22 protein-coding genes are annotated in these 25,615 nt (G+C 68.9%); 9 read left to right on the top strand and 13 right to left on the bottom strand.

The window, feature by feature from the left end; translation table 11 throughout:
* The first annotated feature begins 101 nt into the window (after positions 1-101).
* From IT306_06905 to IT306_06895, 3 genes are all read left to right on the top strand, one after another.
* Positions 102-1,691 (top strand): 2,3-bisphosphoglycerate-independent phosphoglycerate mutase, encoded by a 1,590-nt coding sequence (locus tag IT306_06905; GenBank protein MCC7368131.1) that lies wholly within the window; start codon positions 102-104, stop codon positions 1,689-1,691.
* Positions 1,692-1,695: 4 nt separating this feature from the next.
* Positions 1,696-2,907, top strand: coding sequence for a GAF domain-containing protein (locus tag IT306_06900; protein ID MCC7368130.1), 1,212 nt, complete (start codon positions 1,696-1,698; stop codon positions 2,905-2,907).
* A 95-nt stretch (positions 2,908-3,002) separates the two neighbouring features.
* Positions 3,003-4,031, top strand: coding sequence for an Ldh family oxidoreductase (locus tag IT306_06895; protein MCC7368129.1), 1,029 nt, complete (start codon positions 3,003-3,005; stop codon positions 4,029-4,031).
* A 357-nt stretch (positions 4,032-4,388) separates the two neighbouring features.
* On the opposite strand, the gene tatC is transcribed toward IT306_06895, so the two are convergent.
* The 7 genes from tatC to IT306_06860 all read right to left on the bottom strand — a co-directional run bounded on the left by tatC (position 4,389) and on the right by IT306_06860 (position 9,713).
* Positions 4,389-5,357: a twin-arginine translocase subunit TatC gene (gene tatC, locus IT306_06890; protein ID MCC7368128.1), complete on the bottom strand. Its 969-nt coding sequence runs from the start codon at positions 5,355-5,357 to the stop codon at positions 4,389-4,391.
* A gap of 43 nt (positions 5,358-5,400) precedes the next feature.
* The gene (gene acpP / locus IT306_06885; protein MCC7368127.1) at positions 5,401-5,640 is read right to left on the bottom strand and encodes an acyl carrier protein; all 240 of its coding nucleotides are present in this window, start codon (positions 5,638-5,640) and stop codon (positions 5,401-5,403) included.
* Positions 5,641-5,707: 67 nt separating this feature from the next.
* A complete protein-coding gene (gene nusB, locus IT306_06880; GenBank protein MCC7368126.1) occupies positions 5,708-6,154 on the bottom strand; it encodes a transcription antitermination factor NusB in 447 nt (148 codons plus the stop codon).
* A gap of 341 nt (positions 6,155-6,495) precedes the next feature.
* Positions 6,496-7,884, bottom strand: coding sequence for an acetyl-CoA carboxylase biotin carboxylase subunit (gene accC, locus IT306_06875; GenBank protein ID MCC7368125.1), 1,389 nt, complete (start codon positions 7,882-7,884; stop codon positions 6,496-6,498).
* 25 nt (positions 7,885-7,909) lie between these two features.
* Positions 7,910-8,689 carry a 3-oxoacyl-[acyl-carrier-protein] reductase gene (gene fabG, locus IT306_06870; protein MCC7368124.1) on the bottom strand — a complete coding sequence of 260 codons (780 nt, stop codon included), beginning with the start codon at positions 8,687-8,689 and terminating at the stop codon, positions 7,910-7,912.
* A 197-nt stretch (positions 8,690-8,886) separates the two neighbouring features.
* Positions 8,887-9,087 (bottom strand): 50S ribosomal protein L32, encoded by a 201-nt coding sequence (gene rpmF, locus IT306_06865; protein ID MCC7368123.1) that lies wholly within the window; start codon positions 9,085-9,087, stop codon positions 8,887-8,889.
* Positions 9,088-9,158: 71 nt separating this feature from the next.
* Complete coding sequence (locus tag IT306_06860; protein ID MCC7368122.1) at positions 9,159-9,713, bottom strand: DUF177 domain-containing protein; 555 nt, start codon at positions 9,711-9,713, stop codon at positions 9,159-9,161.
* A 392-nt stretch (positions 9,714-10,105) separates the two neighbouring features.
* Here IT306_06860 and IT306_06855 point away from each other — a divergent pair, with 392 nt between their 5' ends.
* From IT306_06855 to IT306_06845, 3 genes are all read left to right on the top strand, one after another.
* On the top strand, positions 10,106-10,465 hold the full coding sequence (locus IT306_06855; protein ID MCC7368121.1) for a Lin0512 family protein: 360 nt from the start codon (positions 10,106-10,108) through the stop codon (positions 10,463-10,465).
* A 77-nt stretch (positions 10,466-10,542) separates the two neighbouring features.
* Positions 10,543-11,103 (top strand): twin-arginine translocase subunit TatC, encoded by a 561-nt coding sequence (locus IT306_06850; protein ID MCC7368120.1) that lies wholly within the window; start codon positions 10,543-10,545, stop codon positions 11,101-11,103.
* Positions 11,103-11,858 carry a twin-arginine translocase subunit TatC gene (locus IT306_06845; protein ID MCC7368119.1) on the top strand — a complete coding sequence of 252 codons (756 nt, stop codon included), beginning with the start codon at positions 11,103-11,105 and terminating at the stop codon, positions 11,856-11,858. Before IT306_06850 ends, IT306_06845 begins: the two co-directional genes overlap by 1 nt.
* 142 nt (positions 11,859-12,000) lie before the next feature.
* On the opposite strand, the gene clpX is transcribed toward IT306_06845, so the two are convergent.
* The 6 genes from clpX to IT306_06815 form a co-directional block, all read right to left on the bottom strand.
* The gene (gene clpX / locus IT306_06840; GenBank protein MCC7368118.1) at positions 12,001-13,284 is read right to left on the bottom strand and encodes an ATP-dependent Clp protease ATP-binding subunit ClpX; all 1,284 of its coding nucleotides are present in this window, start codon (positions 13,282-13,284) and stop codon (positions 12,001-12,003) included.
* Positions 13,285-13,395: 111 nt separating this feature from the next.
* A complete protein-coding gene (locus IT306_06835) occupies positions 13,396-14,079 on the bottom strand; it encodes an ATP-dependent Clp protease proteolytic subunit (GenBank protein MCC7368117.1) in 684 nt (227 codons plus the stop codon).
* Between the two features lie 71 nt (positions 14,080-14,150).
* Positions 14,151-15,668: a trigger factor gene (gene tig / locus IT306_06830; protein ID MCC7368116.1), complete on the bottom strand. Its 1,518-nt coding sequence runs from the start codon at positions 15,666-15,668 to the stop codon at positions 14,151-14,153.
* Between the two features lie 359 nt (positions 15,669-16,027).
* Positions 16,028-17,782 carry a DNA mismatch repair endonuclease MutL gene (mutL, locus tag IT306_06825; GenBank protein MCC7368115.1) on the bottom strand — a complete coding sequence of 585 codons (1,755 nt, stop codon included), beginning with the start codon at positions 17,780-17,782 and terminating at the stop codon, positions 16,028-16,030.
* Positions 17,779-20,895, bottom strand: coding sequence for a DNA mismatch repair protein MutS (gene mutS, locus IT306_06820; GenBank protein MCC7368114.1), 3,117 nt, complete (start codon positions 20,893-20,895; stop codon positions 17,779-17,781). The genes mutL and mutS overlap by 4 nt, the downstream gene beginning before the upstream one ends.
* A gap of 18 nt (positions 20,896-20,913) precedes the next feature.
* Complete coding sequence (locus IT306_06815) at positions 20,914-21,783, bottom strand: alpha/beta hydrolase (protein MCC7368113.1); 870 nt, start codon at positions 21,781-21,783, stop codon at positions 20,914-20,916.
* A gap of 190 nt (positions 21,784-21,973) precedes the next feature.
* Here IT306_06815 and IT306_06810 point away from each other — a divergent pair, with 190 nt between their 5' ends.
* The 3 genes from IT306_06810 (at position 21,974) to IT306_06800 (ending at position 25,364) form a co-directional block, all read left to right on the top strand.
* Complete coding sequence (locus IT306_06810) at positions 21,974-23,497, top strand: amidase (protein MCC7368112.1); 1,524 nt, start codon at positions 21,974-21,976, stop codon at positions 23,495-23,497.
* Between the two features lie 77 nt (positions 23,498-23,574).
* Positions 23,575-23,994 (top strand): response regulator, encoded by a 420-nt coding sequence (locus IT306_06805; GenBank protein ID MCC7368111.1) that lies wholly within the window; start codon positions 23,575-23,577, stop codon positions 23,992-23,994.
* Between the two features lie 74 nt (positions 23,995-24,068).
* Complete coding sequence (locus tag IT306_06800) at positions 24,069-25,364, top strand: amidohydrolase family protein (protein MCC7368110.1); 1,296 nt, start codon at positions 24,069-24,071, stop codon at positions 25,362-25,364.
* Positions 25,365-25,615: the final 251 nt, after the last annotated feature.

The raw sequence follows: 25,615 nt of genomic DNA, 5'->3' as shown, positions 1-25,615 counted from the left end.
GTCTCCCCTCGCCCCCTGAGGGAGAGGGGTCGGGGGTGAGGGGGCAGATCACGCGGCCAGACGCGGCCGGCCCTGGGTACAATCCGGCCGGGAGGCACTGTATGGCGTCTGACGCTCGCTCCGACTCCTCGACCCCCGGCGCGCGCCCGCTCGTCCTGATCGTCATCGACGGCTGGGGCATCGCGTCTGACGGTCCGTCCAACGCAATCTCGTTGGCAAAGACGCCGACCATGGATCGCCTCTGGGCCTCTTGCCCGCACACGTCCGTCGAAGCATCCGGCGCGTTTGTCGGGCTGCCAGAGGGGCAGATCGGCAACTCGGAGGTCGGCCACCTGAACATCGGGGCCGGTTATCCGGTCCTCCAGGATCTCCCACGTATCGACCACGACATCCAGTCTGGCGCGTTCTTCGAGAACCCGGCTCTCGTGGGCGCCGTCGAGTATGTCAAGAACGGTGAGCCGACCGACGGCCGCGCGCCGAAGCTTCACCTGATGGGGCTCTTCAGCGATGGCGGCGTCCACAGCCACGCGGGCCATGCCCTGGCACTGCTCGAGCTGGCGAAGCGGCACGGCGTCGAGGACGTGCAGCTCCACCTGTTCCTCGACGGGCGGGATGTGCCGCCCCGGCAGGCGCTGGACGACCTGAAGACCTTCGAGCCGAAGCTGGAGAAGCTCGGGAACGCCCGCGTCGCCACCATCTCCGGGCGGTACTACGCGATGGACCGCGACAAGCGCTGGGACCGCACGGCCCAGGCCTACGCGGCGCTCGTCTCGGACACGGGCGCGCACGCCGAGACCGCGCAGCAGGCCGTCCAGCAGTCGTACGACGCCAACGCCGGCGACGAGTTTGTCACGCCGACGATTGTCGGCGACGCCGACGTGGGCCGCATCCGGAGCGGCGACGCCGTCATCTTCTTCAACTTCCGCGCTGATCGCGCCCGCCAGCTCACACGGGCCTTTGTGCAGCCAGACTTCGGCGACTTCGAGCGCTCCATCTGGCCGCACCCGCTGCACTACGTCACCTTCGCGGAGTACGAGAGCGGCCTGCCCGTCACCGACATCGCGTTCCCGGCCACCCTGGTCGAGACGCCGCTGGCGAAGGTCGTGGCGGATGCCGGGCTGCGCCAGCTCCACGTCGCCGAGACCGAGAAGTACGCCCACGTGACCTACTTCCTGAACGGCGGCCACGAGGAGGCGTTCCCAGGCGAGGACCGTGTGCTCGTTCCCTCGCCGAAGGTCGCCACCTACGACCTTCAGCCGACGATGAGCGCCGAGGGCGTGGCCGACAAGGCCATCGAGGGCATCGAGTCTGGGACGTACGCCCTGATCGCCCTGAACTTCGCCAACCCGGACATGGTCGGCCACACCGGCGTGCTCGACGCGGCCATCGTGGCCGTCGAGACGGTGGACTCGGCCATCGGGCGGATCTCCGAGGCGGCCCGGCAGGCGGGCTACTGCCTCGTGGTGACGGCTGACCACGGCAACGCCGAAGAGATGGTGGACGAGAAGGGCCGCCCAAAGACGGCGCACACCACCAACCCGGTCCCGGTGATCGTGGAGGGCGCGCCGGAGGTCACGGCGTTGGCGGACGGCGGGAAGCTCTCGGACGTTGCGCCGACGGTCCTGGAGTTGCTGGGGCTGTCCGCGCCGGCCGGCATGACGGCCCGGAGCCTGATCGAGCACGAGGCGTAGCAGCATGGCCGACCCCGAGTCTGGCAAGGGGCCAGCGCCCGACTCGCCGTTCAGCATCCCGGCGCCGCCTCCCGATCCGACGGACATGACGTCGATGCTCGGGCTGGTGGTGCTGAGCGCCGTCCAGATCCTGCGTGGCAGCGCCGGCGCCATCGCCTTGCGGGACGACTCCGGCCCGCAACTGAGCATCCGGGCCAGCTACGGTCTGTCCGACGAGGTGGTGGCGGCCCTGCACCCGCGCCTGGACGAGACGATCGTGGGCACGCTCGGGCAGGTTGGCGAGCAGGTCAGCCTGGCCTGGCGGGCGGCGGCGGCGTCCTGGGCGCAGCGCGAGCGGATCGCCCAGATCCTCGGGCTGCCGCTCACCGAGACCAGCGGCAAGGTCATCGGGGTCATCTACGTCTTTCGCCACCCGACGGCTGCCCGCTTCGAGCCGACCGACCTGGACGTGCTGAACATCTTCGCGCGGCAGGCCACCGCGACGATCCAGCAGGTGCGCCTGACGGCCGCTACGTTGGCTGAACGGCAGCGGCTGGAGTCGATGCAATCGTCGTTCGTGTCCATCGTCAGCCATGAGCTGCAAACGCCGGTCTCGATCATCAAGGCGTACGCCGGCACGCTGGCCCGCCCGGACGGCCCGTGGAGCCGGGACACGGTCATCCGGGTGGCCCACACCATCGAAGAGGAGTGCGACCGACTGTACCGGCTGATCAGCGACCTGCTGGACATCTCGAAGATCCAGGCCGGGCGGGTCGGCATGACCATCGGGCCGGTCGACCTGCCGGAGATGGCCGACACTCTGGCCGAGCGCAGCCGCCCGCGCTCGGCGGACCACCGTTTCGTGACGGACTTCCCGCCCGACTTCCCGGTCATTCGGGGCGACCGCGAGAAGCTGCGGCAGGCGCTCGGCAACCTGATCGACAACGCCATCAAGTATTCGCCGAGCGGCGGCAGCATCACCCTGGGCGGGCGCGCCGAGCGCGACCATGTGATCCTGTACGTGCGCGACCAGGGCATCGGCATCCCGCGCGACGAGCAGGGGCGCGTCTTCGAGCGGTTCCACCGGGTGGACACCCGCCTGAGCCGCTCGACGCAGGGTGTGGGGCTGGGCCTCTACATCACGCGGGTGATCGTGGAGGCGCACGGCGGGCAGATCTGGGTGGAGTCCGCGGGCGCGAACCAGGGGAGCACCTTCTACATCCGCCTGCCGCGCTGATCGCTGCCCTCACCCCAGCCCTCTGCCAGTGGAGAGGGAGTACACTGCCGGCGCAGCGCCGCCGTTGGCGCTGCTGACTCCCTGGGAGGATCTCCATGCTGACGATCAGTGCAGATCGGTTGACGAAGGTCGCGACGGACATCTTCCGCGCGGCTGGCGCTTCGCCTGAGAACACCGAGTGTGTCGTCTCGGCCCTGATCGGGGCGAACCTGGCTGGCCACGACTCGCACGGCATCCTGCGCATCCCGGCCTACGTCGCCGACATCAAGGCCGGCCGGCTGGATCCGAAGGCCAGCCCGGAGGTCGTCCACGAGGTCGGCTCGACGGCGATTGTCGATGGTGGCGCGACATTCGGGCAGGTGGGGGCGCGGTTCGCGGCGGACACGGCGGTAGCCAAGGCGAAGACGACGGGCATCGCGGCGGTCACGGCGCGCAACTGCCACCACACCGGGCGCATCGGCGAGTGGGCCGAGCGCGTGGCGGCGGCCGGGCTGGTCGGGTTCGCCACGACGGCGGGTATCCGTGGCCCGTACAGCACGGTGCCGTTCGGCGGCGCGAAGGGCGCGCTCGGCACCAACCCGCTGGCCTGGGCGTTCCCGCGCACCAATGGTCGCCCGCCGATCCTCCTGGACTACGCCACCAGCGCGGTGGCCCAGGGCAAGCTGCAGGTGGCCCGGGCCAAGGGCGCGCCGGTCCCGGAAGGCTGCATCATCGACAAGAACGGCAACCCGACGACCAACGTCGAGGACTACTTCGCCGGGGGCAACCTGCTGCCGTTCGCCGGGCACAAGGGGTACTCGCTGTCGGTGGTGGTCGAGCTGCTGGCGGTGGGGCTGAGCGGCGGCGCGATGGTGGCCGAGGGCACCCGTGGAAGCTGCTTCTTCGTGCTGGCGATGAGCCCGACGGCGTTCGTCTCCCAGGCCGACTTCGACGCCTACGTGGACAGCATCTCGGAGCGCATGACCGCGACCCCGCCGGCGCCGGGCTTCTCGCGGGTGCTGCTGCCGGGCGAGCCGGAGGCTTCGACGCGGGCCGAACGGCTGCAGGAGGGCATCCCGGTGGCCGAGCGGACCTGGGAGCAACTGGAGGAGACGGCCGGCGGCCTCGGCGTGAGCATCGGTTAGACTGCGTCCCGGGGGTTCTGGCGCTTGACGAGTGACCGGGGCGAAGGCCCTCATCTCGGGTCTCGAGGGAGGCCCTCACCCCCCCGGAAGGCCCTCACCCCCCGGCCCCCTCTCCCTGTGCGCGGGAGAGGGGGAGGAACGAAACTCTCGTGCGTCTCCCCCTCTCCCGCGCACAGGGAGAGGGGGCCGGGGGGTGAGGGCCTCCAACGTGACTTCTTCGCTGCCGTTGCTCTACACCGACCTGGCCGGCTGGTATCACCTGCTGGCGGCCCGCTCGACACGCTGCCGGAGCTGAGATCGGGGGGCGGCGACGTGGACGTGTTCACGGCGATCCGCCCCGCCCCGTAACGTAGGAGGCTACGCCAGCTTCGAGAGCAGCAGCCCCAGCTCGAACAGCAGGTACAGCGGCAGGCTGACCAGCGTCTGGTTCAGCGGGTCCGGCGTGGGCGTAATCATCGCGCCGACGATGAACGACAGGATCAGCGCGTACTTCCGGAAGCTCTTGAGCCGATCCGGGTTCAAGACCCGCAGCTTGGTCAGGAAGAACATCAGCAGCGGCGTCTCAAACGACAGGCCCATCCAGAAGAGCAGCGTCGTGACGGTGCCGATGTACTCGCTGAACGCCCACTTCACCTCCAGGCCCGGAATGTTCTCGGTGCCGAAGGTGAGTAAGAACTGAATGGCCACCGGGATCACCAGGATGTACCCGAAGAACAGGCCGATGGCAAACGAGGCCATCACCCCCGGGATCGCCATGTAGAGATACTTCTTCTCGTGGGGTAAGAGGGCCGGCAGGACGAACGCGATCACCTGATAGGTGATGACGGGAAGCGCCAGCACGGCGGCAACGATCAGCGCCACCTGGAAGTAGGTGACAAACCCTTCGCCGGGCTTGAAGAAGATCAGGTGGCCGGCGGCGGGCTGGCTGACGATGCTGATGACCGTCTGCGTGACTGAAGCTTCCGTGAGCCAGGGGATCGGCAGGGCCGAGATCACCAGGCCGACGGCCAGCGCCACCGAGCAGACGACGAGCCGGTTGCGGAGCTCCTCGAGGTGCTCCAGCATCGTCATGCCCTCTTCTTCCTCCTCGGGCGCATCGCCGAGCGGTTCGAGGGCCGACGTCGTGTCGGGGGGCGGGGGCGAAGCAGGAGGCAGCGCCGGCTCGTAGGGAACCGGCGCGACCGACGCTTCCGTTGTCGAGGAGGTTGACTGGACCGTCGCGCTGATGGCCGTCTCGCCGACGCCATCCGTCGCATGAGACGCCGTGCCATTGGTGGCAGGCGTCGCGCCGGTCGCGGCTCGTGGGTCTTCTGTCGGAATGCTCACGGTGAGTCCAGGTCAACCAGACGATGCATCTGCCTGACCGAGGTTAGTTCGCGTGCTCTTGCATGTAATCCATCGCGTCCTGAACGGTCAGGATCTTCGCAGCGTCCTCGTCCGAGATCTTCACCCCGAACTCTTCCTCGAGCGACATGATCAACTCGACCAGATCCAGCGAGTCGGCGTTCAGGTCGTCGATAAAGGAGGCCTCAGGAACGACGTCCTCTTCGTTGACGCTCAACTGGTCGGCGATGATCTTCTTCAGGCGAGCCTCGGGAGTCTGTGCCATGCGTTGTGCCCCTCCTCAAGTGGATAGGTCAAGGATTTGATGCCTTTGGCGGCGGGAGTGTACGCGATCAGGGGGTTTGCCTGCTCTCGGAGGCGATAGCGCTCCCGAGCACGCCGTTGACCAGTCGGGGCAATCCGTCATTCCCGAAGAGCTTCGCCAGCTCAATCGCCTCGTTGATTGCCACTTTGACTGGAACGATACCATGCTGGTAGCGGCACTCGTACAGTCCGAGTCTGAGGATGCTGCGGTCCACGGCGGACATCTGGCGCAGCGGCCAGGCGGGCGCGCGCTCCTGAAGCTCCTGGTCGAGCGCCTCGCGCTGGCGGAGGACGCCGCCGATCAGCTCGCGGGCGTAGGCCGTCACGTCCTCGGGCAGCGGACCGTGGACCGTCTCGGCGTCCTCGATGTCGACCGTGTGCTCGGGGGCGTCGAGGAACCGCGTCAGCACGGCCCCTGGCGCATGGCGGGCCAGATCGACCTCGTAGAGCACCTGGAACGCCAGGATGCGGGCCAGCCGCCGGCCGCTCCAGCCGGAGGCCGGGCGGTCGCCGCCGCGCTCGGCCGGCACACCCAGGCGCAGGTTGACCTGACCGCGCCCGGGGATGCTGACCACCCGCCCGTCGGCATCCGCGGGCGCCGCGCCGGCGGACGCCTCGGCATCCGGCGCAGCGCCCGCTGCCTCGTCAGGGGCCGCACTGGCCTCGGCGTCCGCTGCCTCGGCAGGGGCCGCGCTGGCCTCGGCCGGGGCCGTGCTGGGCTCGGCAGGCGTCGGCGCAGAGGCGGGCGGCTGGTCGGCGGACTCGGGGCTGCGGTCGTCGGGCATGGGGGTCCTGTCGTGCGGGTCGAGCGGCGGCGTCACGCCGTGGGCCGCTCGATGGGGCGATCTTCCTGGCGCGTGGCCCAGGACGCGAGATGGTCGCCGACGAAGTCGATGGTCACGGCGTTGGAGCGGACCGACCGGTCGGCGAGCAGGCTCAGATGGTAGGGGATCGAGGTGTGGATGCCCTCGACGCGCATTTCCCGCAAGGCGCGCGCCATCCGGTCAAACGCCTCGTCGCGGCTCTGGCCCCAGGTCATCACCTTCGCCAGCAGCGAGTCGTAGAACGGCGGCGTAAAGTAGCCCGCGTAGCAGTGGGAGTCCACGCGGACGCCAGGGCCGCCCGGCGGCAGCCAGGTCTCGATGACCCCAGACTCGGGCGCGAAGCCACGCATCGGGTCTTCGGAGGTCACGCGGCACTCGACGGCGTGGCCGCGCACCTGGACATCCGCCTGGGTGTATCCGAGCGCCTCGCCGGCCGCGACGCGCAACTGCTCCTTGACCAGATCGATGCCGGTCACCAGCTCGGTCACGCCGTGCTCGACCTGGATCCGGGTGTTCACTTCCATGAAGTAGAACTGACCGGACTCGTCGAGCAGGAACTCCATGGTGCCGGCGTTGCGGTAGCCGACGTGCGCCGCGCCCCGGGCGGCCTGCGCGCAGATCCGCTCGCGCTGCTCGGCGGTGAGGCTCGGGGAGGGGGCCTCCTCCAGCAGCTTTTGCCGGCGGCGCTGGAGGGTGCAGTCGCGCTCGCCGAGGGCCAGCGTCGTGCCGTGGTTGTCGGCCAGGAGCTGCACCTCGACGTGGTGCGCCCGCTCGACCTTCCGCTCCAGGTAGAGCGCGCCGTTGCCGAAGAAGCTCTGCGCCTCCATCTGGGCCAGCGGAAACTGGCGCATCAGGTCGCGCTCGTCCACGACAGCGCGGATGCCGCGACCGCCGCCGCCGGCCACGGCCTTGATCATCAGCGGGTAGCCGATCTGCCGTGCCAGGTCGATCGCGTCGTCCACGCGGTAGAGCGGATCGTCCGAGCCGGGGACCGTCGGGACGCCGGCCAGGGCCATCTGCTTGCGGGCCTGGATCTTGTCGCCCAGCAGCTCGATGACGCCGGGCGGCGGCCCGATGAAGGTCAGCCCGCACTGCTCCACGACCTCGGCAAGGTAGGCGTTCTCCGAGAGGAAGCCGTAGCCGGGGTGGACGGCGTCGCAGCCGGTCACCAGGGCCGCCGAGACGATGTTCGGGATGTTCAGGTAGCTGCGGTCGCTGGCGGCAGGGCCGACACAGACCGATTCGTCGGCCAGCCGGACGGCCAGCGACTCACGGTCGGCCTCGGAGTGGGCGACGACGACCTGGACACCAAGCTCGCGGCAGGCGCGGATGATCCGGACGGCGATCTCGCCTCGGTTGGCGACGAGGATCTTGCTGAACATGCTGGCTGGTGAGTGGCCGCGGGGCCTAGCTCATCACCAGGCCGCCGTCGACGTTCAGCGTCTGGCCGGTGATGTAGCGGGCGGCGTCCGATGCCAGGAACGCGACGGCCTCGGCTACGTCCTCTGGCTTCCCGATGTAGCCGAGCGGCGCCATGTTGAGGATCGCCTTGCGGGCCTCCTCGCTGACGCCGGTCCAGATGTCCGTCTCGATGAAGCCGGGGGCCACCGCGTTGACGGTGATGCCGCGCGAGGCGACCTCGCGGGCGACCGACCGCGTGAAGCCGATCATGCCGGCCTTGGAGGCGGCGTAGTTGGACTGGCCGGCGTTCCCGAGCAGCCCCGACACCGACGTGATATTGACGATCCGGCCGGACCGCTGGCGCACCATCCCCCGCAGCACGGCCTTGGTCACCAGGAACGTGCTCTTGAGGTTGGTGTCGATGACGGCGTCCCAGTCCTCTTCGGACATCCGCATCAGGAGGGTGTCCCGCGTGATGCCGGCGTTGTTGACCAGGATGTCGATCTGCCCGAACGCCTGGAGCGTCGAGGAGACCAGTCGGTCTACGTCGGCCTGCACGCCGACGTCGCCGGCCACGGCCATCGCGTGCGCGCCGCCGCCCTTCAGCTCGCCCAGGACGTCCTGCGCGGCCTCGTGGTTGCTCTTGTAGTTGAAGGAGACCTTCGCGCCGGCCTGCGCCAGACGGATCGCCACGGCCCGGCCGATGCCCCGCGAGCCGCCAGTGACCAGCGCAACCTTGCCGTGCAAGCTGGTCAGAAGGCGTGGAGCCGGCGCCGGCTTCGGCATGATCGAATCCAGAAACTGGTCGCCGTTGGTGGACATGGCGCGCTACCCCTCCCGTGCCCTGCTGGCTGCCTGGTGTTCTCGCCCATGCAGCAGTCCGGGCCAGCGTGGCCCGGCATCGCGCTCATGGGACAAGGCGTGCAGCCTGTCTCAGGCCGCTGACCGCGTATCGGCCTGGCGTGCCTGCTCGGCCTGGACCCCTACTCGGCCTGGAGCCGCTTCTCCTTGATGGTCAGCACCTGGTGGCCGTTGTAGGTGCCGCAGGACGGGCAGACGACGTGCGTCAGCTTCTTCTGATTGCACTGCGGGCAGTCCATCAGCGTGGGCAGGGTGATGGCGAGGTGGTGGCGGCGATGGCCGCGATGCATGCGGCTGACCTTCTTCTTTGGCAGGGCGCCCATGAGCGTGCTCCTTCGGTGTGCAGGGGTCGATGAGTGTTCGGGTGCGAATGATACCGTCTACGCGACGGAAGCTATGAGCCTGGGGGAAGCTGCGCTTTGAGCAACTCACCCAGGCGGCTCAGTTGTGGGTTGTCCGAGAGGGGCGCGTCGTCCCCGTCGCAGGCGCACGCGCCTGCGCTAAGCTCCGCCCCGCACTGTGGGCAGAGGCCGGGGCAGTCCGGGCGGCAGAGTGGCTGGAGCGGTGTCTGCACCACGATGTCCTGGCGGAGGCTTTCGGTCAGGTCAAGCTCGTGGTTGGCGGTCAGGCGCGGCGCCTCGGGATCGGCCTCGATGTTGACCGGCGTGCCGGTGACGATGTTGAGGCAGGGCAGGAACTCCTCGCTCAACTCGCTCTGGATCGTGTCACGGGCTGGCTCCAGACACCGGCCGCACTCCTGCTCGATGTCGACGGAGTAGCGGGCCTCAGCCAGAATCCCGTGGTTGGTGCGGGTGAGCTTCAGCGTGCCGACAATCGGGCTGACGAGCCCGAGTTCCTCGGCCAGAAGCGGCTCGTCCTCGTCCAGGCGATACGAGCGACTCGTGCCGACGGGAGCTTGCAGCAGTTGCGCGACATTCTCCCCGATCATCTCGGCACCTCAAAGTTGTTCAAGAGCGGGTCTCGCGCGAGCACGGGAGCGAGGCTCGTCACGCTCGGTTGCGAGCACAAAAAGAGCGGCTGCGGGCAGCCGCCTCTCGAAGTATACGCGGCGTTTGGTGGTAGGAACAACATACCGTGCTGGGGCTGATGGCCGGTGTGCTGGGCGGCACAGCGAGGGTGTTGGGACCAGAACCGCAGCTCGGGGTCGGGGGTTGAAACCCCCGCCTACCGTCGTGCTGTCGCTGCGCGACGCCTCCCGTGCTCGACGGCCACCCCGCCCAACGTCGCGGAGCGACTGAATGACTGTAGCCGGGGGCTTCAGCCCCCGACAGATCACGGCTACACTGAGGAACGACCGATGAGAGCGGTGTGGAGAGAGTCATGCGTACGTTCTGCGTCGAGCTGGGGACTGGGGTTGACCTGCACGGGCAGGATCCGACGAAGGCCGCTGTGCGGGCCGTTCGGAATGCGTTTCAGCATGTCTCGTTGCCGGGGTTGCGGCAGGTGGCTGGTGTGACGGATATGTCCACGGTGATGGTGGATGTGACCATCGGCGCGCCGCCGGAGACCGGCCCGGTGGATGTGGAGCAGGTCAAGGCCCAGTTCCCGATTGGGACGGTCAACGTAATGGTGCAGCCGGGCGGCCTGCTGCCGGTCGGCGAGGCGTTCCGGCCGGAGTTTGGGGACCGCATCGACGCGATCCTGATGGTCAACGCCGCGATTGTGGTCCGCGTGCCGTAAACTGGGCGGTATTGGGAACCGCTGCCCCTGTGCGGTGCGCGCTCGGGCCGCCGGCGATCTCTGCTACGAGGCCACTTGTGGACAAGTTGACGTGCGCGGACCTGTACGCCGCCCGGGATGAGCCCACATCGGATCGACGGGTCCGCTGGCGGATTGCCATCTGTGCGGCCGCGCTGTTCGCTGGTCTTCTGGTGGCCTTGCTGCCCGTGCCGTACGTCACCGACGGCTCTACTACGCAGTCTATCGCCATCGCACTGTCCGTTCCATCATCCCCGCATCTGCTCTGGGTACGGTCCGGCGTCAGTCCCATCGCCCACTTCATCATGGCGGGCATCAACACCGCCGATGAAGTCCTCTTCGTTGCCGGATTGACCTTCCTGGTCGGGCTGGCGTTCCAGTTGCCGGGCTGGCCGGCCGTGCTTGTACGTCTGGAGATCACGAGTAGACGAACGTTGGAGCGGTCACGACGATACCTGCTGCTGGGGACGGTGATCGTCGCGGCGCTGGTGACGCCGAGCACTGATCCGCTGTCGATGATGCTCGTAGCCGTGCCGCTCTACCTCTTCTACGAGGCCGGGCTGCTGCTGGCAAGACTCATTCCGGCTGGCAGCGTCGGGGCCGTAGGTCAAAGCAGTTGATGAGCAGGCCCGTCATTGATCCGCCCGAAGACGTCACGTCGATGAACGAGCTAACGCGGGATGCACTCCGACGCGTCCTCATCTGCCTGGGCAGCTACCTGGTGGCGTTCGTCCTGGTATGCTGGCCGATTCCACGCGGGTGGGACCAACACTCGCTTGCAGGCGATCTCCTTCAGGTGCTCTCTACGGTCTGGTTTGTCATCTCACACGATTCTCAAGAAGAATGGCTACGGGCGTACGTGTACGTCGCCGCTGTCTCCGCGCTGGCCATGGCACAGCCAGTCCTTATCGCGCAGATCCTGGGACTCGTCATCGCACTCGGGAATGCGAGGGGCCGGTTCCGTCGATGGGGTACGGCAATAGGCCTAACTGTCGCCTTCGTCTTCGGAGCGGCCTTCGCCTTCATCATCGTGGTTCCCATTCTCGCTGCGCATGTGAGTTGGAACCATGACCTGAATCACTGGCGATACCGCATGTCGATGACCAGTCTCGGGATCCTTGGCCTCCACCTGGTATGTCTTAGTGGGGTAGCAGTTCAACTGCCATTCTGGGTACGCACACTCGGGGGCATGGAGGTGGTCGGGATGGAACGACTCACGAAGCTGCGCCCGTACGCCTTGCTGGTCGCCGTCATTCTGGCGGCGCTGGCTACGCCGACGCCTGACATCCTGACGATGCTGGTAGTCGCCGCGCCGCTCTACCTCTTCTACGAGGCCGGGCTGCTGCTGGCGCGCCTCTTCCCCACCCGGGCCTGACCCGTTCTTCTCCTCGCTCTCATGCGAGGTGGAGGGGTTGGGGAGAGGGCACCCAGCGCAAAAGGGAGCGGGTGCGTCTCGCGTGACACACCCGCCCCCTCTGACAGCTCTTGACTGAGAACTGACGACTGATAACTCGCCCCTACGCGGGCTGGTCCTCCCGCAGCTCGGCCATGTCGATCGGGCGCTCCGACCGCGCCAGCAGCTGCGGCGTCTTGCCGTTCTTGATCACGTCCGCCGTGATGATGCACTTGCGGATGTCGTTGCGCGACGGGATCTCGTACATCACGTCGAGGAGCACTTCCTCGATGATCGTCCGCAGACCGCGTGCGCCCGTCCGCAGCTCCAGCGCCTTCTCGGCCGCCGCCTCGAGGGCGTCGTCCTGGAACACCAGCTCGACCTTGTCCAGCGAGAGGAACTTGGAGTACTGCTTCGTGATCGCGTTGCGCGGCTCGGTCAGGATGCGCATCAGATCCTCCTTCAGGAGCGGATCGATGCTGACCGTGACCGGCAGGCGGCCGACGAATTCGGGGATCAGCCCGTACTTGAGCAGGTCGTCCGAGGTCAGCGAGCGGTAGATCTCCGCCAGGTCGGCGTCGGTGCGGCGCTCGCTGTTGAAGCCCATCATCCGCTTGGAGCCGATGCGGGATCCGACGATCTGCTCCAGCCCCTCGAACGCCCCGCCGCAGATGAACAGGATGTTCGTGGTGTTGATCTGGATGAAGTCCTGGTGCGGGTGCTTGCGGCCACCCTGCGGCGGCACGTTCGCAACGGTCCCCTCGATGATCTTGAGGAGCGCCTGCTGCACGCCCTCGCCCGAGACGTCACGGGTGATCGACGGGTTGTCACCCTTGCGGGCGATCTTGTCGATCTCGTCGATGTAGACGATGCCACGCTCGGCCCGCGCGATGTCGAAGTCGGCGGCCTGGATCAGCCGGAGCAGGATGTTCTCGACATCCTCGCCGACGTAGCCCGCCTCGGTCAGGGCCGTGGCGTCCGCGATGCAGAACGGCACGTCGATGATCCGCGCGAGGGTCTGCGCCAGCAGGGTCTTGCCACAGCCGGTCGGTCCGACGAGCAGGATGTTGCTCTTCTGCAGCTCGACATCGTCGACCTGCATGCCCGCGCCGACGCGCTTGTAGTGGTTGTAGACCGCCACGGACAGCACCTTCTTGGCGCGGTCCTGGCCCACTACGTAAGCATTGAGCTGCTCGTAGATCTTCTTCGGGGTCGGCAGCTTCGCCATCGGCACCTTGGCCTTGGTCGGCGGGGCTGACTCCTCGTCGATGATCTCTCGGCAGAGATCGACGCACTCGTCGCAAATGTAGACGGCGCCAGGACCGGCAATCAGCCGCCGAACCTGGTCCTGACTTTTACCGCAGAAGGAGCAATGGTACTGACCGCGAGCGCCGCGGGTGTTCGCCATCCCCTCAAACCCCCTTGACCGTCGTCGCCCAACCGGACGACGCCGCGCGGCCTGACGGGGCGCACGCCCAGGCAGACCGCGGCGTCACGGCTCGTGGCACCGACCGAGAATTCATGATGCGGCGCCGTCCGCGCCACCCGAGCCGGTCGACACCGGCGTGGTTCCGATGATCTCGTCGACCAGCTTGTATTCCTTGGCTGCCTCCGCGCTCATGAAGAAGTCGCGGTCCATATCGCGGGCCACCTGCTCGATGTCCTGGCCGCTGTGGAACGAGATGATCTCCTTGAGGCGCTGCTGCAGCCGGAGGATCTCCCGGGCGCGGATCTCGATGTCCGCGGCCGTGCCCTCGAAGCCGCCAGCCGCCTGGTGGATCATGATCGTGGAGTTCGGCAGCGAATAGCGCTTGTTCTTCGCGCCGCCACAGAGCAGCACCGCGCCCATCGACGCGGCCATCCCGACGCACGTCGTGGAGACGTCCGGCTGGATCAGCTGCATCGTGTCGTAGATCGCCAGCCCGGCGTTGACGTAGCCGCCGGGACTGTTGATGTACAGGGTGATGTCCTTGTCCGGGTCCTCGCGGGCCAGGAACAGGAGCTGCGCGATGATCAGGTTGGCAATCTGGTCGTCAATGCCGGTGCCCAGGAAGATGATGCGCTCCTTGAGCAGCAGCGAGAAGATGTCGTACGCCCGCTCACCCCGGTTCGTCTGCTCGATGACCATCGGCACGACCTGGTCGATCGTGCGGTCAAGCTGAGCCGACGAGAGGGTCAGGGGCGGCGCCACGCTGTCCCGCATATCCGCACCGAGCCACGAGATCTCCGGGGCCGGTGCGACGCGAGGATGGGACAGGAAACGGAGATGTGGGGTCATGCGGATGTGTCTCCAGAAGCGTCGCGGGGCTTGCCCTCGGCGTCTGAGCCGGCGCCTTCGACTGCCTCAGCCTCGGCCAGTTCGGCCTTGAGCTCCTCGACAGTCTCTTCCACCAGCTCGTCGATCTCGACCGCGTCAACCGCGTCGTCGACCGGATCAGCCAGCACCACGTCGTCGGCGGCCTCCTCGAGGGCCTGCGCCTCGGCGGCGGCCTCGGCCTCCAACGCGGCAAAGTCAACGCCGCCAACGGTCTCCAGCAGGAAGCGGACGGCTCGATCGCGCCGCATGGACGCCGCCATGCGCTCTCGGACCATCGGATTCCGCATCGAGTCGCGAATCAGCCGGCGGCTTTCGTTGGAATCGTCCAGCGAAAGGGTCAGCTGCTCGCGGATCTCGTCGTCGGTGACGTCGATACCCTCAGCCAGGGCCACTGCGTTCAGAACTTCACTCCGTCGGACGCTTCGCTCAGCCTGGGCCATCATCTCAGCCCGGAACTGCTCCTCCGTCTTCTGAGTGAAACGAAGATACGTCGACAACGGGATGCCCTGGCGCTCCATGTTCTGCGCGAGCTGCTGAACCTGGCGTCCGGCCTCTTCCTCGACAAGCTGCGGCGGGAGGTCTACGGAGGCCTGCTCGACCACCGCGTTGACGACCTGCTCCTCGTGGGCCATCCGCCGCTCGTGCTCCTCGCGGGCGCTCAGGTTCTCGCGGATGGCGCCGCGCAGAGCGTCCATCGACTCGAACTCGGTCCCGACGACGGAGGCGAAATCGTCGTCCAGCGGCGGCAGGATCTTGGCCTTGACCCAGTTGACCGTGATGGTGAACTCGGCGTCCTGGCCGGCCAGCTCGGTGTTGCGGTGATCCTCAGGGAGCTTGAGGGTGTAGGTCTTGGTCTCCTCAGGCTGCTGCCCGACGAGCGCCTCGGCGAAGCCCTCGGCCGGCTGCGGCCCCTCCGGGTCCACGACGTACTCGGCGTCCTTGCTCTCCATGATCGTCGTCTCGCCGGCCCTGGCGAGGATGTCGATGGAGATGCGGTCCGTCAGCTCGACGGCTCGCTCGGCCGGCTCGAACGTCGCGTTCGACTCCTGGAGCCGCGAAACGACGCGGTCCACCTGCTCGTCGGTCACCTCGGCCGGGGTGGCCTCGATGCTCAGGGACTTGTAGTCCCCAAGCTCGACCTTCGGCTGGACGGGGACCGTCGCCTTGACTTGCAGCGGCTGGGTGCTCACGACCTCCAGGCTCGGCCGCGCGACCATCTTGAGCTCTTGCTGCTTGACGGCGTCCTCGACCACCTGGGGAACCAGTTGCTCGACGGCATCCTCTACCAGCGCCTCGCGGCCAACCATCCGCTCGACGAGCGCCCTGGGCGCCTTCCCCTTGCGGAAGCCCGGCACGTTGATGCGCTGCACGATGCGGCGGTACGCCTGGTCGACAGCACGCTCCAGCCGCTCGTCCTCAACTTCGATATCCAGGACGACCTGGCTGTTCTCGATCTCTTGCGCGGCCACCTTCACCGGCGGTCTTCCTCCTCGAAGCGACTCTTGAACGCGCGCAACAGCAGTTGACACGGTCACCGTCGCAGTGGGCGCCCTGGTCGGAAAAATACGGGAGCGTTCGGGCCTTCAAGCGCCAGGGCCGGGCCGCGTTCGGCCCGTCGATCCGATCTGGTCTCTCCCAGGATTGATTCTAGGCCGTGCCAGATAGGCCGGGCAAATCTCCAACCTGCAGTTTTCGTCAGAACGTCACCCAGTGTGACCCGCGATCGCGGCGAGCAGAGGAGTCGTTCCAGCGTCCTTCAACGTGCTGCCGCGCTCGCAGTTGCGGCAGGGAGCGAAAACTCTCGGGCCGGCAGAGCCGTACCCCGAGGATACCACTACCAGGCGAACTGACGCTCCAGAAACTTGCGGCCGAAGTGCAGGACAATCGGCGCGCCGTGCGGGCAGACGGCCGGCGTGGCGGCGCGGCTGAGCTGATCCAGCAGGCGAGTCGCTTCGGGCAGGGTCAACTGGCGGCCCCGGCGGATCGCCGAGCGGCAGGCGAGGCGGATCAGCAGCCGCTCGCGCCAGTCGTCGCGCTGGTCGGACGCCTCCTCCAGGACTTCCTCAAGGGTGGCCCGCTGGGTGGCGTCGGGGACGTCCGGGGTGGAGCGGATCAGGAAGCTGTGGCCGCCGAACCGCTCGCAGGAGAAGCCGAGCGCTTCGAGCGCCGCCAGCCGATCCCCGATGATCTCGGCGCGGCCGGGCGGCATCTCCATGACGATCGGCTCCAGCAGGTACTGGGCGTTGGCGGCTGCGCCCGCGTCAGCGCCACCGTCCTCGGCGTCGAGCGCAACCTGGGCGGCGTAGCGGGCGCTCAACTGCTCGTAGATGATGCGCTCGTGGGCGCGGTGCTGATCGACCACGTAGAGGCCGCCGCGCCCCTCGGCCAGCAGGACGGTGTTGCCGTGCTGGCCGATCAGCTTCAGCCCCAGCGTCGGTGTGGCGGCGTCAAGCTCCCAGAGGCCCGGGCCGCGTTCGGCCGCCAGGGTGCCCCGCCGGGAGGGCGTCGGCAGCTTGTACTGGGTGGCTGCCAGCGCAAAGTCCTGCTCGTCGTCCGGGCGGCGCGGACTTCGGCCGATCACGTCCTTGACGGCGTCACTCACCGCCGCCGCGAGGTCCGCTTCCCAGAGCAGCTTGACCTCGGCCTTCGACGGATGGACGTTCACGTCCACCGCGCCCGGCGGCACCTCGACGTACAGCACGACAATCGGGTGGCGGCCCGGCGGCAGCAGTGGACGGTAGGCCGCTTCGAGCGCCTGCTGCAACACTGGCACGGCCACCCAGCGCCGGTTCACGAAGACGATGCAGGACTGCCGGTTTGGACGGCTGAGGCCCGGGGCGCTGACGTAGCCAGTCAGCCGGCCTGCCCCCACCGTTCGCTCGGGCAGCGGCAGCAGGCACGCCGCCACCTCTGGCCCGAGCACCTCGGCGAGCGTCGTCTCCAGCCGGCCGCTCCCGCTGGTCTTGAGCGACGCGTGGCTGTCCAACGTCAGGGCGAAGCGGACCTCCGGGCGGGCCAGGGCGTAGCGGCGGACCAGCTGGCTGATGGCGGACGACTCGACGCGCGGGTTGCGGGTGAACTTCAGGCGGGCCGGGATCGGCTGGAACAGGTTGCGGACCCAGACAGTCGTGCCGCGCGGCCGGCCCCGCGTGCCGCGTCGCTGGACCTTCCCCGCGCGAATCCCAACCGTCACGGCGCGGCCATCGTCGTCCACGCTGCTGGCGACGTCCACCTCGGCCACGGCGGCGATGCTCGGGAGCGCCTCGCCTCGGAAGCCGAGCGTGGCGATCTCCAGCAGGTCGCGCACGTCGTCGATCTTGGAGGTGGCGTGGCGCTGGAACGCCAGCTCAAGCTGATCCGGGGCGATGCCGTGGCCGTCGTCGGCCACGCGGATCAGGGTGAGGCCGCCGCCCTCGATGTCGATGCGGATATCCGCGGCCCCGGCGTCCAGCGAGTTGTCGATCAGCTCCTTGACGACCGAGACCGGCCGCTCGACGACCTCGCCGGCTGCGATCCGCTCCGCGATCTCGGGAGGGAGGACGCGGATGCGGGGCGGCCCGGGCACGCCCGACGGGGCCGGCTCGATCACCGATCCTCCGGTTGTGGCAGCCCGCCGTTCGCCAGGCTGGAGAGCCAGTCACGCCAGGGCACCGCCGCGCGGGCGTCGGTTTGCCAGCGGTGCAGCAGGTTGAGGGCCTGGAGCGGGGTCAGGTTGCCGAGATCGAGGCCAAGCAGGTGGGCGAGCAGTTGGCGGGCGGCCGGGGAGATCCCGTCTGTCGGTGTCGGAGCGGCCTCAGCACCCAGCGCCGAGGGAACCTCACCCCTTGCGGCCGGGGAGACCTCACCCCCCCAGCCCCGCTGCGCGGCGCAACTATCGGCTCCGCCGGCATCATCTCCGGCGCGGAGAGGGGGGAGGGTATTCGCCAGGTAGTCATCATGCTCCAAAGGGCGCTCAGCGGCACTTGTGAGGCTGCCCGCTCCATCCTGCGGCATCGAAAAGTGAGCCGCAGGCTGCCAATCCTCCCCCTCTCCGCGCCGATCTGGAGAGGCGGCGAAGCCGAGAGGCTCCATCGTTCGTGGAAGAGGAGGCTGGGGGGTGAAGTTATCCCTCGTGGCTGGCGGGGTGAGGTCATCCTGGCTGTCTTCTGGCCGCAACGCCACCGGCCCGTCGTCCGACAGCAGCGGGTCGGACCAGCCGGCCTCGCGGAGGGCCAGCAGGGCCGCCGCACGCTCGGTGACGCTGGCCGGCAACCCGGCCAGCCGGGCGACCTGGACGCCGTAGCTGCGGTCGGCGGCCCCCGGCTGCACGCGGTAGAGGAACGCCAACTGGCCGTTGCGCTCGTCCACGGCGACCGTCACGTTGCGGACCGCCGAGAGCGACTCTGCGAGCGTCGTCAACTCGTGGAAATGGGTGGCGAAGAGCGTCCGCGCGCCGACCTCGTCGTGCAGGTGCTCCAGCACCGCCTGCGCGATGCAGAGGCCGTCGTGGGTGCTGGTCCCCCGCCCGACCTCGTCCAGCACCACGAGGCTGCGCGGCGTGGCCTGCCGCAGAATGCTCGCCGTCTCGGCCATCTCGACCAGGAAGGTGCTGGCGCCGGCCGTGAGATCGTCTTCGGAGCCGATGCGCGTGAACAGCCGGTCGGCCAGCCCGATGTGCGCTTCGTCGGCTGGCACGAACGAGCCGACCTGCGCCAGCAAGACCACCAGCGCCACCATCCGGAGATAGGTCGACTTGCCGCCCATGTTCGGGCCGGTCACGATCAGCAGCCGGCCGTGACCTGTCGCGCCGCCGGGCATGCTTCCGACGCCATCACCCGCGACGGCCGCCCCGCCGACGCGGCAGTCGTTCGGGACGATGTCGCCGCCGGGCAGCATCGCCTCCAGCACGGGGTGTCGGCCTCCACGGATCGTCAGTTCGTCGTCGTCCACGAAGTGGGGGCGACACCAGCCACGGTCGGCCGCCACGTCCGCCAGGGCGGCCAGTACGTCGAGATCGGCCACCGCCTCCACGCTCTCGACCACCGGCGCGGCCTGCTCGGCGATCTTGCGAAGCAGCGCCTGGAACAGCTCCGTCTCCAACTCCTCGACGCGCGTCTCGGCCGTCAGGATCAGCGCTTCACGCTCTTTCAGCTCCGGCGTGACAAAGCGCTCGGCCGAGACCAGCGACTGCCGCCGCTGGTAGTCGGCGGGCACGGCTGCGAGGTTCGGGCGCGTGACCTCCAGGTAGTAGCCAAAGACCCGGTTGAACCCGACCCGCAGCGAGCGGATGCCGGTTCGCTCGCGCTCGCGGCGCTCGAGCTGGGCCAGCCAGTGCCGGGCTTCGGCCATCCCGTCCACCAGATCGTCAAGCTCGCGGCTGTGGCCCGGCCGGATGATGCGCGGGCCGCCAGGATCGGCCAGGGTCTGCTCGACGGTCTCGGCCAGCTTCGGGCAGGCGTCGATGGCCTCGGCCAGCGCGGCGAGCAGCCCGCCGGCCTGGACGTCCTCGCCAAGCTCGGCCGGCAGCCCTGGCAGCAGCCGCAGCGCGCCGGCCAGCACCATCACCTCGCGGGGTGTGGCCGTCGCCTGCCGGATCCGCCCGATCAGCCGTTCGAGGTCGCCCAGGCGGGCCAGGATGCCACGGAGGCGTGCCCGCCGCTGCCCGTCCTCCATCAGCCGCTCGACGGCGTCCAGCCGCGCGTCGAGACGCTCGCGGTCCACCAGCGGCTGCCCGAGCAGGCGACGCAAGCGGCGGGCGCCCATCGGGGTGCGGGTACGGTCGACGGCGTGCAGGAGGCTGCCGCGCGACTGCCCGTGCCGGGCGGTGCGGGTCAATTCGAGATTCCTGCGCGTGACCGGGTCGAGGGCAAGGTGCGACCCGACGAGGTACGCGGTCGGCTCGCGGAGGGAGGCCAGCAGCCGGTGATCCATCTCGCCGACGTAGCCGACCAGCGCCCCGAGCGCGCCGAGGGCCGGCGAATCGGCGACCAGCCCGTAGCCGTCCAACGACCCGACCCTGAACAGGCGGCGCAGCGCGTCGGTGGCGGCGCCCGCTTCGAAGCGGGCCGGCGGGAGCGTGGTCGTGTGGCCCGGCAGCGGGACGCCGCCCGCCCGCCCGAACGACGCCCCCTCTATGATCAGGCACTCGGCCGGCGCGAGCCGCTGCAGCTCGGCCGAGAGCAGCACATCGGTGTGCGGTCCGTCACCCTCGACAACGGTCGTCTGTAGCTCGCCGGTCGTCACGTCGGCGGCGGCCAGCCCGACGCCCCACTTTCCCTGGGCCAGCGCGACAATCAGGTTGTTCTCGTGCGGCGAGACCAGGCCCGGCTCGGCCACGGTGCCGGGCGTCACCACCCGGGTGACGGCCCGCTCGACCAGCCCCTTGCCCGGCTCGCTGACCTGATCGCAGATGGCGACGTGGTAGCCTGCCGCGATCAGCTTCCCGATGTGCGGGGCGGCGCGGTGGATCGGGACGCCGGCCAGCGCCACCCGATCCCCACGGCTCAGCTCACGCGAGGTCAGCGTGATGTCGCAGACGCGGGCCACAATGGCGGCGTCGGCCTCGAACGTCTCGTAGAAGTCGCCAAGCTGGAACAGCAGCACGCGGCCCGGGTGCTGCCGCTTGAGGGCATCGTACTGGGCGCGGACCTGGCTCACCTTGACGCCGTCCGCCTCGTTGGCGGCGTCGGCGCGCTTCGCTGCCGTGCGCGACTTCTGGGGCATAGGAGTCGGGATTGTACCTCAGGCCCGCTGCTCCTCCTCCTTGAAGAAGGCGCGAAGCTCGGCGTACGTCTCCTCGGGGGCCTCCTCGGCCAGGAAGTGCCCGCTGTCGATGCCCCGACCGCGCACGTCGGTGGCCCACTCACGCCAGATCGCCAGGTGGTCGAAGCCCGGCTGCGAGCCGCGCGCCCCCCAGAGCACCAGCAGCGGGCACCTGATGTGCTGCTTGCCCCGGTCTACCCCGTCGTGCTCCAGGTCGATGGTCGTGCCGGCCCGGTAATCCTCGCAGATGGCGCGGATGGTGTCCGGGTTCTGGTAGCAGCGCCAGTAGTCGGCGCGGGCCTCCGGGTCCCAGAAGCTGTTCGGGCGACGCGCGAAGAAGACCTCTGGGGCGGCGTTGATGGCGCGCTCCGGCATGTCGGCCGGCTGCGGCAGGAAGAACCAGTGCCACGTCCGCATGCCGAACTGGAAGTCGGCGCGGGCGTACTGTTCGATGGTCGGGATGATGTCGAGCACGGCCAGCTTCTTGACCCGCTCCGGGTGATCGAGCGTCAGGCGGTAGGAGACGCGAGCGCCCCGGTCGTGGCCGGCCAGGAAGAACGAGTCGAAGCCAAGCTGCCGCATCACCTCGACCTGATCGCGGGCCATCGCGCGCTTCGAGTAGGGGGCATGGTCGTCGGTGTAGGGCGGCTTGGTCGAGTCGCCGTAGCCACGGATGTCGGCGGCCACCACCGTGAACTCTTCGGCCAGCCTGGGGGCGATCCGGTGCCACATGACGTGGGTCTGCGGATTGCCGTGGAGCAGCAGCAGAGGCGGGCCGCTCCCACCATGGCGGACGCGGATGGTCGCCTCGCCGGTGTCGATGGTGGTGAGCGTGAATCCCTCGAACATGGCGCGTCCTCCAACGGACCGGTCCGTCCGACCTGTCAGCTTCGTCTGATCGGCGTGCCCGGCTACGATACAGGGCCAGTGCTGCCGATACCAGCGGCGGCCAGCGAGCGTCAGGGCTGGACTCGGCCGGCCACGGCTCGACTCCGAATGGTGCGAGGGCCGCCGTGCGCGACCGCTCGCGGGGGACACGATGAGCGACGGCCGGTCGAGCGTGAACGTCGAAGAGGTCGACGTCCAGACGTTGCAGGCGTGGATGCGCGACGGCAAGGTCACATCCCGAGGGGTTGTCGAGGCGTACAGCGCGCGGATCGCCGAGTTGGACGGGCGGCTGCACTCGGTGCTGGAGCTGAACCCTGACGCCCTGGCCATCGCCGACGCGCTCGACGCCGAGCGGGCGGGCGGCAACGTGCGCGGGCCGCTCCACGGCATCCCGATCCTGCTCAAAGACAACATCGATACGGCAGACGGGATGGAGACGACGGCCGGCTCGCTGGCGCTGCTCGGGCACCGGCCGCCCCAGGACGCGACCGTCGCTGCGAAGCTGCGAGCGGCCGGGGCGATCCTGCTCGGCAAGACCAACATGAGCGAGTGGGCCAACTTCCGGTCGACTCGGTCGGCCAGCGGCTGGAGCGGGCGCGGTCGCCAGTGCCGCAACCCGTACGCCCTGGACCGCACGCCGGGCGGATCGAGCAGCGGCTCGGGCGTCGCGCCGGCCGCCAGCCTGTGCGCTGCCGCCATCGGCACCGAGACCAACGGCTCGATCGTGTCGCCGGCCAATGCCAGCGGCATCGTCGGGATCAAGCCGACCGTCGGGCTGACCAGCAGGGCGGGCGTCATCCCGATCTCACACACCCAGGACACCATCGGGCCGCTGGCGCGGACGGTGACCGATGCGGCCATCGTGCTTGGTGCGCTTGTCGGCCTTGACCCGCGCGACAGCGCCACCGAGGCGAGCGCAGGCAGGGCGCATGCTGACTACGCCCAGTTCCTCGACACGAACGGGCTCAAGGGTGCGCGCATTGGCGTGGCCCGCGGCGTCTACTTCGGCTACAGCGAGCACACCGATGGGCTGGTCGAGGCGGCCATTGAGGTGATGCGCGCGTGCGGCGCGACCATCGTCGACCCGGCCGACATCCCGACGGCCAGGGAGATGGCCCAGCCGGAGGCCGGCCGCGAGGTGCTGCTCTACGAGCTGAAGGCGGACCTGAACGCCTACCTCGCGGAGCGCGGCCACCCGACGATGCGGACCCTGGCCGACCTGATCGCCTTCAACGAGGCGCACGCATCCGAAGAGATGCCGTACTTTCGTCAGGAGCTGTTCGAGAAGGCGGAGGAGAAGGGGCCGCTGACCGACTGGCGCTACCAGGAGGTGCTGGCCCGCAACTTCCGGCTCTCGCGCGACGAAGGCCTGGACGCCGTGCTGGACGGCCTGGAGCTGGATGCACTGATCGCGCCGACCGGTTCGCCGGCAGCGGTGACCGACCAGATCAACGGCGAGAAGCGCCTGGGTGGCAGCTCAACGCCGGCCGCGCTGGCCGGCTACCCGCTGATCAGCATGCTGGCGGGGTACACGCCGTTCGGGCAGCCGGTCAACCTGACGCTGATGGGCCGCGCCTGGAGCGAGCCGACGCTGATCCGGATCGCCTACGCGCTGGAGCAGGCGCTGCCGCCGCGCCGCCCCCCGACGTACCTTCCCACGCTCGCGCTGCCGTAGCCACGTAGTCAGGGGCAAGAGCGCTGGCACGGTTCTTGGATAACTTCGGACGGACACCACTCTCGCCTGAGGTCGCCATGACCACCAGCGCCGCGCACTCCGACCAGGCTCTGCCGCGCAAACTCGTGCTCGTCGTGGAAGACGAGCTAGACATCCGCAGCACCGTGGCGCAGGCGCTGCTCGACGAAGGGTACGAGGTCGCGACGGCCTCGAACGTGCCGGACGCCCTCGCGCGGATCCGCGAGCGTCGGCCGGACGCCATCCTCTGCGACATCATGCTGCCGCAGTCGGATGGCCGGCAGTTGATCCGTGCGTGCCGCGCCGATCCGGCCACCAGCAGCATCCCGATCCTCGTGATGTCGGCGGCGCATGAGGCCTTCCGCGATCCAGAGCTTGGCTCGCTGGTGTTCGTGGCCAAGCCGTTCGACATCGGCATGCTGCTGATGCTGGTGGACGACGCCGTCTGGTCGTCGTCCATGCCGGTTCTGTTGTGTTAGCGTCGCCGCGCGACCGCCCGGCCCCGGGGTATCCTGTGCCTGCCTGACCTCACGCCCACTTCAGGAGGCTCACGATGAGCATCGGGACCGGACGCACCATCATCCGAGCCGGACGGCTCATCGACGGCACCGGCGTGGCCCCCCAGTCCGACATGGCCATCGTCCTGAACGGCTCGAAGATCGGCGCCATCGAGCCGTGGCGCGAGGCGCTCCGGGTGGGCGCCACGGTCTACGAGTTCCCGGTCGAGACGGTCCTGCCCGGGCTGGTCGATGCCCACTGCCACCTCAGCCTGCTCGGTGCGGGCCTCCGCTACGAGGAGGAGGTTCGCAACGCAAACGAGTTTATGGCGGTGACGGCGGCCTACAACGCCCACGTGATGCTCAAGTCTGGCGTCACGACCCTCCGCGACAACGGCTGCCGCGACAGCATCATGTTCGCGGTGCGGGACGCGATGGATCGGGGGCTGCTGATCGGGCCGCGGATGCTGATCGCCGGGCGGCCGGTGACGCCGACGGGCGGCCACTTCTGGTGGTGCAACGGCGTGGCGGACGGCGACGAGGAGATCTGGCAGGAGATCCGCAAGCTGGTGCAGGAGGGCGCGGATCACATCAAGATCATGGCGAGCGGCGGCGGGACGGCCGGCACGAATCCAGGGCTGCCGGGCTACAAGATGCACGAACTGGCGACAGCCGTCGAGGCGGCGCACTACTACGGGCGGCTGACGACGGCGCACTGCCGCGCCACGCAGGCTGTCGCCAACGCCGTCGAGGCGGGCCTGGACTGCATCGAGCATGCCGAGTTCAACGGCCCCGGCGACCTGATCGAGCACCTTGCCGAGGGGCCGAACCACCAGCCGGCCTGGGACGAAGAGGTGGCGAAGCGGCTGGCAAACTCCAGCACCTACGCCAGCCTGACCCTGCCGGGCAGCGGCTACGCGGCGTTCCGCACACTCAAGGACAAGCTCCAGCGCGAGGGGGTGTCGGCGCTCGCAGCCAGCGAGCGCGAGGCCATCGCACGGGGCGAGGCGGCGCAGGAAGGTCGGGCCGAGAACGTGAGCCGCTTCCTCAAACTGGGGATGCTGCCGCGCATGGTGATCTCCTCTGACGCCGGGCCGTTCGACATCGAGTTCGGCAAGCTGTGGCAGGGGATGGAGGTCGGCGTAGCCGGCGGCATGACGACGATGCAGGCCCTCCAGGCCAGCACCCGGACGGCGGCGGCGGCCTGCGGCATCCTGGACAAGGTCGGGACGCTGGAGGTCGGCAAGGAGGCCGACGTGCTGGTGGTCGAGGCGAACCCGCTGGACGACATCAGCAACCTGCGTGACGTGGTGGCAGTCTTCAAGGGCGGCCAGCGGCTCGTCGGCGACTGACGCGCTCTTCAGCGCGTGCCGCCTTCAGCCCAGCAGGGCAATTGCCTGTTCGTTGGTGCTCCCAGAACGTCGCAAGACGGGCAGTCGGGGCTTGAAAGCCCCGCCTACAGTCATTCCGTCGCTGCGCGACGGACGCCGGGAACGGCAGGGACAGGTGAGCCGGGAGCGTCGCGCAGCGACTGCAGGATGGTAGGCGGGGCTTTCAAGCCCCGACGCGGCGGCACGACGACATCAACATGCGATCGCCCTGG

It is taken from the genome of Chloroflexota bacterium, assembly GCA_020850535.1.
Taxonomy (GTDB): domain Bacteria; phylum Chloroflexota; class UBA6077; order UBA6077; family JACCZL01; genus JADZEM01.
This window is presented reverse-complemented; position numbering and strand designations above follow the sequence as displayed.